The organism is Klebsiella sp. GW_Kp181, from assembly GCF_040062315.1.
Taxonomy (GTDB): domain Bacteria; phylum Pseudomonadota; class Gammaproteobacteria; order Enterobacterales; family Enterobacteriaceae; genus Klebsiella; species Klebsiella oxytoca.
In genome coordinates, this window is sequence record NZ_JBEAFR010000063.1 from 76,670 (window position 1) to 88,009 (window position 11,340).

The following is an 11,340-nucleotide window of genomic DNA, read 5'->3' on the forward strand; positions in this document are numbered from 1 at the left end:
TACCACGTCATTAAACATTATGCCGCTAAAGGAAGACTTGAACCAAATCATAAAATCGATTCAGCTTATGGAAATCCCAATCGGAATAATTTCGCGCATCGAAATAAATGTGCTGGTTAAATACCAGACCCAACGAAGTGAATCAATGCCAGGAGGGGTAAAAGTTTGATGTGCGCCACAAAAAAGCACCTGAAAAGGTGCTTTTTTACACGATATTAACAAGCTGGCATTACTGTTGCAGTTCTTTCTCTGTGAACAGATCCGCAAACAATGCAGTGCTTAAATAGCGCTCACCTGAAGAGGGTAGGATAACCACAATATTCTTGTTGGTAAAGGATTCATCCTCCTGCAGCTTCAGCGCAGCGGCAACGGCGGCGCCGGAAGAGATACCAGCCAGAATGCCTTCCTCTTCCATCAGACGGCGTGCGGTGGAGATCGCCTCCTCGTTGGTGATCGCCACCACTTTATCAACCAGTTTCAAATCCAGGTTGCCGGGAATGAAGCCTGCGCCAATACCCTGAATTTTATGCGGGCCGGGCTTAAGCTCTTCGCCTGCCAGCGCCTGGGCGATAACCGGGGAATCGGTAGGTTCTACGGCAACGGTAATCAGATCTTTTTTACCTTTGGTGCCTTTGATATAGCGGCTCACGCCGGTCAGCGTACCACCGGTACCGACGCCGGAGATGAAGACGTCGACCTGACCATCGGTATCTTCCCAGATTTCCGGGCCGGTGGTTTTTTCGTGAATTTCCGGGTTGGCCGGGTTGCTAAACTGCTGCAGCAGCAGGAATTTCTCCGGATTGCTGGCGACGATCTCTTCGGCCTTCTGGATGGCGCCCTTCATGCCTTTTGCGCCTTCGGTCAGGACCAGATTGGCGCCCAGCGCCTTCAGCAGTTTACGACGTTCGATGCTCATCGTCTCGGGCATCGTCAGCGTCAATTTGTAACCGCGCGCCGCCGCCACGTAGGCCAGCGCGATACCAGTATTACCGCTGGTAGGTTCTACCAGCTCAACGCCGGGTTTCAGCACGCCGCGTTTTTCGGCATCCCAAATCATATTGGCACCGATACGGCATTTTACGCTAAAGCTCGGGTTACGTGATTCTACCTTTGCCAGGATGCGCCCGTTACCGATGCGGTTCAGTCGTACCAGCGGCGTATGGCCGATAGTCAGGGAGTTGTCTTCAAAAATCTTACTCATGGCCTGTCCTTAACTGTATGAAATTTGGGAGTACGGCTTCAGCATACCCGCTTAAAGAATATGCGGAAGTAAGGATTTAGCATATCTATATTCGGAAGGGAAATAATGGCAAGCCAGAAGTAATAAGGAGCGGCATAAGCCGCTCCGAACGAGATAGCGCTATTTCCACATCGCGTGTTTGTCACGGTAGCAATCGACCCACATCGCCGTCGCGCCGCAAATTGCGACGGGCAGGATCACGAGGTTGAGCACCGGGATCATGGTAAACAGGCTGGTCAGAGCGCCAAACTGCATGTTGGTGACTTTGCGGGTGCGTAGCGCCTGGCGCATGGTTTTAAACGGCACTTTATGGTTATCAAAAGGATAATCGCAGTATTGAATCGCCAGCATCCAGGCGCTGAACAGGAACCACAGCACCGGGGCGACGGTCTGGCCGAAACCGGGAATAAAATAGAGAAGCAAAAGGACGATCGCCCTCGGCAGATACCAGGCAAACTTCTGCCATTCGCGCTTCATGATGCGCGGCACATCTTTCAGGATACCGAAAATTCCGACGTCCGGAGGCGTCGCGCCAGTCAGACGCGCCTCAAGCTGCTCGGCCAGCAGGCCGCTAAAGGGCGCGGCAATCCAGTTGGCGATAGTCGAGAAGAAGTAGCCGAACACCAGCAGAATAGAAATGACGACGATGGGCCACAGCAGATAGTTAAGCCATTGCAGCCATTCAGGAACATGGCTCATCAAAGAAGGGATCCAGCTATCCAGTCGCGTGAACAACCACCAGAATGCGCCACCCATCAGCACGATGTTGACGAGTAGAGGGAGGAAGACGTATCGACGGATCCCCGGCAGCCCGATCAGCTTCCAACCCTGCGAAAAATAGTAGACGCCACTGCGCGGGGTCGTTACGGATGATGAAACCATAGTCAGGTGATACTCCTTTTTTAACATCCAGGCTGAATGTCGGGCTATTTTATCGGGTTAGCCGACAATAACCAGTTAGGAAATGTTCGAAAAAACAGCAAAAAGCACGATTTAGTTCATCTTTATGTAGTGAAAGCCCCAGACGCACTTGCACTTGATGTAATCGGCAAATACTCTTAGTGAGTAAATGTTTGCCGTGGTGGCAAGGTGTTAGAACAACAGAGAATATAATGATGCAGGATTTGCGTCTGATATTAATCATTGTTGGCGCGATCGCCATAATCGCTTTACTGGTGCACGGTTTTTGGACCAGCCGTAAAGAACGTTCCTCGATGTTTCGCGATCGCCCACTGAAACGTATGAAGTCTCGCGACGATGAAGAGTCGGAAGGCGACGACTTTGATGACGATGTTGAAGGCGTTGGTGAAGTCCGGGTTCATCGGGCGAGTCATGCGCCGAACGGCGTTCATGGGGAGCATGAAGCACCTCGTCAGCCGCCGCAGCACCAGTATCAGCCTCCTTATGAGCGTCAGGCGCAGCAGCCTGTGCGCCCGGAAGAGCCTGCCCGTGCAGCGCAGCAGCCGCATCAGCAGCCGGTTCACCCTCAGGCTCCGGTTCAGCAGCCGCATTATGCCGCGCCGACGCAGCAGCCGGTGACACAGCCCGTGCAGCCCCAGCAGCCGCCGCAAACGCAGCCACAGCAATCGCCGCAGCCACAGCAGCATGTGCAGCAACCCGTTCAGCATGTGCAGCAGCCGGTTCAACAGCAGCCTGTTGCCGCTCCGCAGCCGCAGCCGACGCCTGAACCTCCGGCCCCTGAGCCGCAGCCGGCAGCGCCGCAGCCTAAAGAGCGCAAGGAGACGGTCATCGTGATGAACGTCGCCGCGCATCATGGCTCGCAGCTTAACGGCGAGCTGCTCATCAACAGTATCCAGCAGGCGGGCTTCAAATTTGGCGATATGAATATTTTCCATCGTCACCTGAGCCCGGACGGTAGCGGCCAGGTGCTTTTCAGTCTGGCGAATATGGTCAAACCTGGCACCTTTAATCCGGACAGCATGGCGGATATGATGACCCCTGGGGTGACTATCTTTATGCAGGTTCCGTCCTTTGGCGATGAACTGCAAAACTTTAAGCTGATGCTGCAGTCCGCGCAGTACATCGCCGATGAAGTCGGTGGCGTGGTGCTGGACGACCAGCGTCGTATGATGACGCCGCAAAAACTGCGTGAATATCAGGACCGCATTCGTGAAGTAAAAGAGGCGAACGCCTGATCCCGCTTTTTGCGTTTAATCTACTTATCCTGAACCCCCGCCCGTCGGGGGTTTTTTATCATTGATGGTGTGATATGGAATCGAACGAACAAAAACTGACTGAACTGCGAACCACGCTTCGCCATCATGAATATCTCTACCACGTCATGGATACGCCGGAAATTCCTGATGCGGAATACGACCGGTTAATGCGTGAACTGCGCGAGCTGGAAGCTCAGCACCCGGAGCTGATCACCCCAGACTCGCCCACCCAGCGCGTCGGCGCCGCACCGCTAGCCTCCTTTAGCCAGATCCGCCATGAAGTTCCGATGCTGTCGCTCGATAACGTCTTTGATGAGGAGAGTTTCCTCGCGTTTAACAAGCGGGTGCAGGACCGTCTGAAAAATAGTGATGATCTTACCTACTGCTGCGAGCTCAAGCTGGATGGCCTGGCGGTCAGTATCCTCTATGAGAACGGCTTGCTGGTACAGGCGGCGACCCGCGGAGATGGAACGACCGGTGAAGATATTACCTCCAACGTGCGTACCATCCGCGCGATCCCCCTGAAGCTACGCGGCGACAATATTCCGCAGCGGCTTGAGGTTCGCGGAGAGGTGTTTCTGCCGCAGGCAGGGTTCGAAAAAATTAATGAAGAGGCCCGGCGAACCGGGGGGAAAGTCTTTGCTAACCCGCGTAACGCCGCAGCAGGTTCTTTACGTCAGCTCGATCCGCGGATTACCGCGAAGCGTCCGCTCACTTTCTTTTGCTATGGCGTGGGCGTGCTGGAAGGCGGCGAGCTGCCGGCCAGCCACTCGGCACGCTTGCAGCAGTTTAAGTTCTGGGGGCTGCCGGTCAGCGAGCGCGTAAAACTCTGCCATACGCCAGAGGAAGTGCTTACTTACTATCGCAAGGTGGAAGAAGATCGACCGAATCTGGGATTTGATATCGACGGAGTGGTGATCAAAGTCGATTCGCTTGCGTTACAGGAACAGCTTGGCTTCGTAGCCCGCGCGCCGCGCTGGGCGGTGGCGTTTAAGTTTCCGGCGCAGGAGCAGATGACTTTCGTGCGCGACGTTGAGTTTCAGGTCGGGCGAACCGGCGCCATCACGCCGGTTGCGCGTCTTGAGCCGGTACACGTCGCCGGAGTACTGGTCAGCAACGCGACCCTCCACAATGCCGATGAAATCGAGCGCCTGGGACTGCGCATCGGCGATAAGGTAGTTATTCGTCGTGCCGGAGATGTGATTCCCCAGGTCGTGAACGTTGTGCTCTCAGAACGCCCGGAAGAGACGCGGGAAATCGTGTTCCCAACCCATTGTCCGGTATGCCACTCCGACGTCGAACGCGTTGAAGGCGAAGTGGTAACGCGCTGTACCGGCGGATTGATCTGCGGCGCGCAGCGCAAAGAGTCGCTCAAGCATTTTGTCTCCCGTCGCGCTCTGGACGTCGATGGTATGGGCGATAAAATCATCGATCAGCTGGTAGAAAAAGAGTATGTGCACACGCCAGCCGATCTCTTTCAGCTGACGCCGGGTAAACTCACCGGGCTCGATCGCATGGGGCCAAAATCAGCGCAGAACATCGTGGATGCCCTCGAGAAGTCAAAAGAGACCACCTTCGCTCGTTTTCTTTATGCGCTGGGGATCCGTGAAGTGGGTGAGGCGACGGCAGCCGGTTTAGCGGCCCACTTTGGCACTATTGAGGCGCTTGAGCAGGCCTCGATTGACGATCTGCAAAAAGTGCCGGATGTCGGGATTGTCGTCGCCACGCACGTGCGTAATTTCTTTGCCGAAGAGAGCAACCGCGAAGTTATCGCTCAGCTGCGTAAAGAGGGCGTCCGCTGGCCTGCGCCGGTGGTGGTCAATGCTGAAGAGATTGATAGCCCGTTCGCCGGAAAAACGATTGTTCTGACCGGTAGCCTGAGCCAGCTCTCTCGTGACGATGCGAAAGCGCAGCTGGTTGCGCTGGGCGCGAAGGTTGCGGGCAGCGTGTCGAAGAAAACCGACCTGGTTATCGCCGGGGAGGCCGCGGGTTCTAAGCTCGCTAAAGCGCAGCAGCTGGGAATTGCGGTAATCGATGAAGACGAAATGCTGCGCCTGCTCGGAGAGTCGCGTGGATAAAGAGCAGCTTATTGAAATTGCCAATACAGAAATGCCGTTTGGCAAGTACAAAGGCCGTCGATTAATTGATGTGCCGGAAGAGTATCTGCTGTGGTTTGCCCGTAAGGATCAATTTCCTGCCGGGCATCTCGGCGAACTGATGGCATTAACCCTGTTGATTAAAACAGAGGGACTGACTGGTCTGGTCCAGCCCCTTAAGCGTCCGCGTTAAGCTTCGGAGGCGCGGTTTTTTTCCTGCGCCTGCAATGCTTCGGCCTGGCGCTTATAGCGCCTCGCCAGCACTGCGCACACCATGAGCTGAATCTGATGGAAGATCATCAGCGGCAGCACCATGATCCCCAGGATTGAAGTCGGGAAGAGAATATTGGCCATTGGAATGCCGTTCGCCAGGCTCTTTTTCGACCCGCAGAAGACAATCGTAATTTCATCCGCTTTATTAAACCCACACCTGCGCGCTACAAACACGTTAATAGCTATCACAATTGCCAGCAGCACGATGCTGACAATAACGATGAACAGCAGCGATCCGATACCCACTTTGTGCCAGATACCGTTCACGACTGCCTCGCTGAATGCCGAATAAACGACCAGCAGGATAGAGGTCTGATCGGTTTTTGAGATCCACTTTTTATGTTTTGTCACCCAGTTGCCAATCCACGGGCGAGAAAGATGCCCCAGCACAAACGGCAGCAGCAGCTGCAGCATGATTTTACCGACCTGCTCCAGACTCCCGCCCGCGCCGTGCAGATTCATCAGCAGGCCGACCAGCAAAGGCGAAATGAAGATCCCCAGCAGGCTTGAGGCCGAGGCCGAGCATACCGCTGCCGCCACGTTACCGCCCGCCAGGGAAGTAAACGCGATGGCCGACTGGACGGTGGCTGGCAGAATGCAGAGATAAATAAACCCGGTGTATAGAGCCGGATCGACGTTGACAGGCGCCCACCAGGCAAACAGCACGCCAAGCACGGGAAAAACGATAAACGTGCTGCACATGACCCAGAGATGTAAACGCCAGTGGCTTCCTCCGGCAACGATCGCCTCACGCGAGAGTTTGGCGCCGTGCATAAAAAACAGCAGCGCGATGGCGGCGGTAGTTAAATGCTCAAAGAAGGGGACAAATCCGCCGCGAGCAGGAAAAAAAGAGGCCAGCAGGACGACGGTGACTAACGTTAGGGTGAATGGATCAAGAATGCGGAAAAATTTCATAAACGCTCCTGAAAATCGATGTCGCTATTGTGCTTTCTTTAGTTTGAGAAATAAAATCGATTTATTGCATCTATTCATGAAAAAAAGAGATGAATTACTCGCTACGACAGTTGAAGGTTTTTGTGACCGTTGCTCGCGTCAAAAGCTTTAGCCGGGCAGGGGAGAGTATTGGCCTTAGCCAGTCAGCGGTAAGCCATAGCGTCAAAGAGCTGGAGCATCAGACCGGGGTACGCTTGCTTGACCGAACGACGCGCGAAGTGGTGCTTACGGAGGCCGGCCAGCAGCTCGCGGCCCGGCTTGAGCGTCTGTTGGATGAACTAAACGGCACGCTGCGAGAGGCCGGACGCGTCGGGCAGCAGCTGATGGGAACCGTCCGGGTGGCGGCCAGCCAGACTATTTCCGCCCATCTTATCCCGCAGTGCATTGCCGACAGCAACCGTCGTTATCCGGAAATCGATTTCGTACTACACGACCGCCCCCAGCAGTGGGTGCTGGAGAGTATCCGCCAGGGGGAAGTGGATTTTGGCATTGTGATCGATCCTGGCGCTGCTACCGATTTACAGTGTGAGACGGTGCTCGCCGAACCTTTTCTGTTGCTTTGCCGTAGCGATCACCCTTTTGCCGGACGGAGCGCGGTGAACTGGCAAGACCTCCAGCAGCAGCGGCTGGTTCTGCAGGATTATGCTTCTGGTAGTCGTCCGCTGATTGACGCCGCGCTCTCGGGATTTGCCGTTAAAGCGAATATCGTGCAGGAAATCGGTCATCCGGCCACGCTATTTCCGATGGTTGAGTCGGGGATAGGTATCAGTATTTTACCCGCATTAGCGCTGCCGCTTCCTCAGGGCAGCCATTTGCAGGTGAAACGACTCACTCCGGTGGTGGAGCGTCAGCTGATGCTGGCGCGGCGTAAAAATCGCTCGCTTTCAACTGCCGCAGAAGCGCTGTGGGAGGTGGTGCGGCATCAGGCTGGCCAGCTGACCGCTTTGCGCGAGAATGACCCCTTGTATCAGAAATGAAATCAATAGCTTTTTGATATCGAACGTCCGGGAAAACTGTATTGGTAATCGATTGCGTACCCTCGTTATAACATCATGGTAGCCAATTAACTTATCGATTCTTCAGTTTCTAAGGACAGCTTATGAGCGACACGCTTTTTTCACAGAACCCATGGTATAGCGCAGACATCATTCGCGGACATAAGCCGGACTTTATGCCGCGGGTGGCTTTTATTCTTGGTTCGGGTCTTGGGGCGCTAGCGGAGCAAATTGAAGATGCAGTGGCAATTTCATACGAGAAGCTGCCTGGATTCCCGGTGAGTACCGTTCACGGCCATGCCGGCGAGCTGGTGTTGGGAAACCTGGCTGGCGTACCGGTTGCCTGCATGAAGGGGCGCGGGCACTTCTACGAAGGGCGCGGCATGACGGTCATGACCGATGCCATCCGTACGCTAAAGCTTCTGGGATGTGAACTGCTGTTTTGTACTAACGCAGCCGGTTCTCTTCGTCCGGAAGTGGGGCCGGGAAGTCTGGTGGCGCTGAGCGATCATATTAATACTATGCCGGGTACGCCGATGGTGGGCCTGAATGATGAACGCTTCGGCGAGCGCTTTTTCTCGCTGGCAAATGCCTATGATGCGGATTATCGCGCCGTTCTGCAGCGCGTTGCGGCAGAGGAGGGTTTTCCGCTGACTGAAGGCGTATTTGTCTCCTATCCCGGGCCGAATTTTGAAACGGCGGCTGAGATCCGCATGATGCAAATTATCGGCGGCGATGTGGTGGGGATGTCCGTGGTGCCGGAGGTGATAAGCGCCCGCCATTGCGGGTTGAAAGTGGTGGCTGTTGCAGCGATTACTAATCTGGCTGAAGGTCTGGGCGATGTGAAGTTATCCCACGCGCAAACCCTGGCAGCGGCCGAACTCTCCCGGCAGAACTTTATCAACCTGATCTGCGGCTTCTTACGCAAACTGGCCTGAAAATAATAAATATTGACCCCGCTTGCGGGGTCTTACTTTAATGGCAAGGAACGGAAAAAATGGGTATCGCTTCTCGCTTAAAGCTCATGTCGTTTTTGCAATATTTTATCTGGGGAAGCTGGCTGGTCACCCTGGGTTCTTACATGATCAATACGCTGCATTTCACCGGCGCAAACGTCGGCATGGTGTATAGCTCTAAGGGGCTGGCGGCCATTATCATGCCCGGCATCATGGGGATCATTGCTGATAAATGGCTTCGTGCAGAACGGGCCTATATGTTCTGCCATTTGGTTGGCGCGGGAGTGCTTCTTTATGCGACGACCGTGACCGATCCGGATACGATGTTCTGGGTGATGCTCATTAACGCGATGGTCTACATGCCCACTATCTCCTTGTCTAACAGCGTCTGCTATTCATGTCTGTCGCAGTCCGGCCAGGATCCGGCGACCGCGTTTCCTCCCATTCGCGTTTTTGGCACTCTCGGTTTTATTGCCGCAATGTGGACGGTGAGCCTGATGGGGCTGGAGTTAAGCAGCGCACAGCTATATATCGCCTCTGCCGCGTCGCTATTACTGGCGATTTATGCATTTACGTTACCGAAAATTCCTGTCGTCGAGAAGAAAGCCGGAACCACCCTGGCCAGCCGGCTGGGGCTGGATGCCTTTGTGTTATTTAAAAATCCGCGGATGGCCATTTTCTTCTTTTTTGCGATGATGCTGGGAGCGGTACTGCAAATAACTAACGTCTTCGGTAATCCTTTCCTGCATGATTTTGCCCGCAATCCGGAGTTTGCCGACAGCTTTGTCGTACGTTATCCCTCAATTTTGCTTTCGGTGTCGCAGATGGCGGAGGTCGCTTTCATCCTCACCATACCGTTCTTTCTTAAACGCTTTGGCATCAAAACAGTCATGCTGATGAGTATGCTGGCATGGACGCTGCGCTTTGGCCTTTTCGCTTTTGGCGATCCCTCTCCGTTCGGTTTTGTGTTGCTGTTGATGTCGATGATTGTTTACGGCTGCGCATTCGACTTCTTTAATATTTCTGGATCGGTATTTGTTGAGCAGGAGGTCAGTGCCAATATTCGCGCCAGCGCCCAGGGACTGTTTATGACCATGGTGAACGGCATTGGAGCATGGGTTGGTTCAGTTCTGAGCGGTATGGCCGTCGATTACTTCTCTATTGATGGCGTAAAAGAGTGGCAGACTATCTGGCTGGTGTTCGCCGCCTATTCATTACTGCTGGCGGTTATTTTTGCCCTGTTCTTCCGTTATCAACATGAGCCTGAGAAACTTATCAACAAAGCGCTGACGCATTAATCTTCTTCAGCGGCGGAGTTTATACTCCGCCGTTTCATTTTCCAGGATGCAGTGTGGTAACTTTGCGCATTATCCTTCGCCTCAGGAGCGCATGTCCCATGGAACGCACGCATCGTATCGATCTGAAATTATTGCGCTATTTTCTGGCTGTTGCAGAAGAGCTGCATTTTGGTCGTGCGGCTGCCCGTCTGAACATGTCGCAACCGCCGCTTAGTATCCACATCAAGGAGCTGGAGCAGGAGCTCGGTACGCTGCTGTTTGTTCGCCACTCTCGTAGCGTGGCGTTAACCCATGCTGGAAAAATTCTGATGGAGGAGTCCCGCCGCCTGCTTTCCAGCGCCAATCAGGCGCTGGCGCGAGTTGAGCAGATTGGCCGGGGTGAGGCGGGGAGGGTAGAACTGGGCGTGATAGGTACGGCGATGTGGGGGAAAATGCGCCCGGTAATGCGGCGTTTTTTGAAAGAGAACCCTAACGTAGAGGTGCTTTTCCGCGAGAACATGCCCGCCATGCAGATGGCGATGCTGGAGCGACGGGAGCTGGATGCCGGCGTGTGGCGGATGGCGACAGCGCCTACGCCAGGATTTACCAGCCTGCGTTTGCACGAGTCCTCTTTCCTGGTGGCCATGCCGGAGGAGCATCCGCTGGCGGTGCGTGAGGCGATCCCGCTTGCGGCGCTGAGTAACGAATATTTTGTTACGATGCCTTCAATACATACCGACTGGACGTTTTTGCAGCGCGTCTGTCAGAGTGCCGGATTCTTGCCGATGATTATCCGTGAAGTGATGGAGCCGCAAACGGTACTGGCTATGGTCAGCATGGGAATTGGCATTACGCTCATCGCCGATAGCTATGCGCAAATGACCTGGCCGGGCGTTGTGTTTCGTCCGCTGGAAGAGCGCATACCCGCTGACTTGTATATTGTCTATGACCAACAACAGGCGACGCCCGCGCTGGAGAAGCTGGTAGCGGCGCTGGTGAATTAATGGTCAGTGCCGGATAGCAAGATGAAGGCCTGTGCCGGTTTAGTATACTGCAGATAGCAAAAAAGCGCCTTTAGGGCGCTTTTTACATTGGTGGGTCGTGCAGGATGACTCGCTTCGCTTGCCCTTCGGGCCGTCGCCGCAGGCGGCTCCGTTGTCTCTCTTCGCTACTCGTCTCATCCTGAGACTCGCCCTTCGGGCAACGCTACGCGTTGTACAAAATTGTTCCCGACAATTTTGTCGACTCGAACCTGCAGCAGGTTCGAATCTTTTGAATCGCAGATAGCAAAAAAGCGCCTTTAGGGCGCTTTTTTACATTGGTGGGTCGTGCAGGATTCGAACCTGCGACCAATTGATTAAAAGTCAACTGC

General features: G+C 54.4%; 10 protein-coding genes. 7 read left to right on the plus strand and 3 right to left on the minus strand.

Going from position 1 to position 11,340, the window contains the following annotated elements; all coding sequences use genetic code 11:
* Positions 1 to 229: 229 nt before the first annotated feature.
* Positions 230 to 1,201 carry a cysteine synthase A gene (gene cysK, locus ABLV11_RS16160; protein WP_004104335.1) on the minus strand — a complete coding sequence of 324 codons (972 nt, stop codon included), beginning with the start codon at positions 1,199 to 1,201 and terminating at the stop codon, positions 230 to 232.
* A 159-nt stretch (positions 1,202 to 1,360) separates the two neighbouring features.
* A complete protein-coding gene (gene cysZ, locus ABLV11_RS16165; RefSeq protein WP_004104334.1) occupies positions 1,361 to 2,122 on the minus strand; it encodes a sulfate transporter CysZ in 762 nt (253 codons plus the stop codon).
* A gap of 230 nt (positions 2,123 to 2,352) precedes the next feature.
* On the opposite strand from cysZ, the gene zipA reads away from it, so the two are divergent.
* The 3 genes from zipA (at position 2,353) to ABLV11_RS16180 (ending at position 5,706) form a co-directional block, all read left to right on the plus strand.
* Positions 2,353 to 3,396 (plus strand): cell division protein ZipA, encoded by a 1,044-nt coding sequence (gene zipA / locus ABLV11_RS16170; RefSeq protein WP_023321399.1) that lies wholly within the window; start codon positions 2,353 to 2,355, stop codon positions 3,394 to 3,396.
* A gap of 74 nt (positions 3,397 to 3,470) precedes the next feature.
* Positions 3,471 to 5,495: an NAD-dependent DNA ligase LigA gene (ligA, locus tag ABLV11_RS16175; RefSeq protein ID WP_126489404.1), complete on the plus strand. Its 2,025-nt coding sequence runs from the start codon at positions 3,471 to 3,473 to the stop codon at positions 5,493 to 5,495.
* Entirely contained in the window at positions 5,488 to 5,706 is a 219-nt protein-coding gene (locus ABLV11_RS16180; protein WP_004104331.1) for a DUF3820 family protein, read from the plus strand. The genes ligA and ABLV11_RS16180 overlap by 8 nt, the downstream gene beginning before the upstream one ends.
* Here ABLV11_RS16180 and ABLV11_RS16185 read toward each other — a convergent pair.
* Positions 5,703 to 6,701, minus strand: a complete 999-nt coding sequence (locus ABLV11_RS16185) for a bile acid:sodium symporter family protein (protein WP_004104330.1) — start codon at positions 6,699 to 6,701, stop codon at positions 5,703 to 5,705. The genes ABLV11_RS16180 and ABLV11_RS16185 overlap by 4 nt on opposite strands.
* A gap of 89 nt (positions 6,702 to 6,790) precedes the next feature.
* On the opposite strand from ABLV11_RS16185, the gene ABLV11_RS16190 reads away from it, so the two are divergent.
* The 4 genes from ABLV11_RS16190 to ABLV11_RS16205 all read left to right on the plus strand — a co-directional run bounded on the left by ABLV11_RS16190 (position 6,791) and on the right by ABLV11_RS16205 (position 10,972).
* Positions 6,791 to 7,717 carry a LysR family transcriptional regulator gene (locus tag ABLV11_RS16190; protein WP_004114320.1) on the plus strand — a complete coding sequence of 309 codons (927 nt, stop codon included), beginning with the start codon at positions 6,791 to 6,793 and terminating at the stop codon, positions 7,715 to 7,717.
* Positions 7,718 to 7,839: 122 nt separating this feature from the next.
* Positions 7,840 to 8,673, plus strand: a complete 834-nt coding sequence (gene xapA / locus ABLV11_RS16195) for a xanthosine phosphorylase (protein ID WP_004104320.1) — start codon at positions 7,840 to 7,842, stop codon at positions 8,671 to 8,673.
* Positions 8,674 to 8,732: 59 nt separating this feature from the next.
* On the plus strand, positions 8,733 to 9,989 hold the full coding sequence (locus tag ABLV11_RS16200) for a nucleoside permease (protein ID WP_004114318.1): 1,257 nt from the start codon (positions 8,733 to 8,735) through the stop codon (positions 9,987 to 9,989).
* 98 nt (positions 9,990 to 10,087) lie between these two features.
* Positions 10,088 to 10,972 carry a LysR family transcriptional regulator gene (locus ABLV11_RS16205; RefSeq protein WP_126489403.1) on the plus strand — a complete coding sequence of 295 codons (885 nt, stop codon included), beginning with the start codon at positions 10,088 to 10,090 and terminating at the stop codon, positions 10,970 to 10,972.
* Positions 10,973 to 11,340: the final 368 nt, after the last annotated feature.

What these genes read in the sequence shown, in the direction of transcription:
- zipA (WP_023321399.1), top strand. Translation starts at nt 2,353, where the DNA reads ATGATGCAGGATTTGCGTCTGATATTAATCATTGTTGGCGCGATCGCC.
- xapA (WP_004104320.1), top strand. Translation starts at nt 7,840, where the DNA reads ATGAGCGACACGCTTTTTTCACAGAACCCATGGTATAGCGCAGACATC.
- ABLV11_RS16185 (WP_004104330.1), bottom strand. Translation starts at nt 6,701, where the DNA reads ATGAAATTTTTCCGCATTCTTGATCCATTCACCCTAACGTTAGTCACC.
- ABLV11_RS16190 (WP_004114320.1), top strand. Translation starts at nt 6,791, where the DNA reads ATGAATTACTCGCTACGACAGTTGAAGGTTTTTGTGACCGTTGCTCGC.
- cysZ (WP_004104334.1), bottom strand. Translation starts at nt 2,122, where the DNA reads ATGGTTTCATCATCCGTAACGACCCCGCGCAGTGGCGTCTACTATTTT.
- ABLV11_RS16205 (WP_126489403.1), top strand. Translation starts at nt 10,088, where the DNA reads ATGGAACGCACGCATCGTATCGATCTGAAATTATTGCGCTATTTTCTG.
- ligA (WP_126489404.1), top strand. Translation starts at nt 3,471, where the DNA reads ATGGAATCGAACGAACAAAAACTGACTGAACTGCGAACCACGCTTCGC.
- cysK (WP_004104335.1), bottom strand. Translation starts at nt 1,201, where the DNA reads ATGAGTAAGATTTTTGAAGACAACTCCCTGACTATCGGCCATACGCCG.
- ABLV11_RS16200 (WP_004114318.1), top strand. Translation starts at nt 8,733, where the DNA reads ATGGGTATCGCTTCTCGCTTAAAGCTCATGTCGTTTTTGCAATATTTT.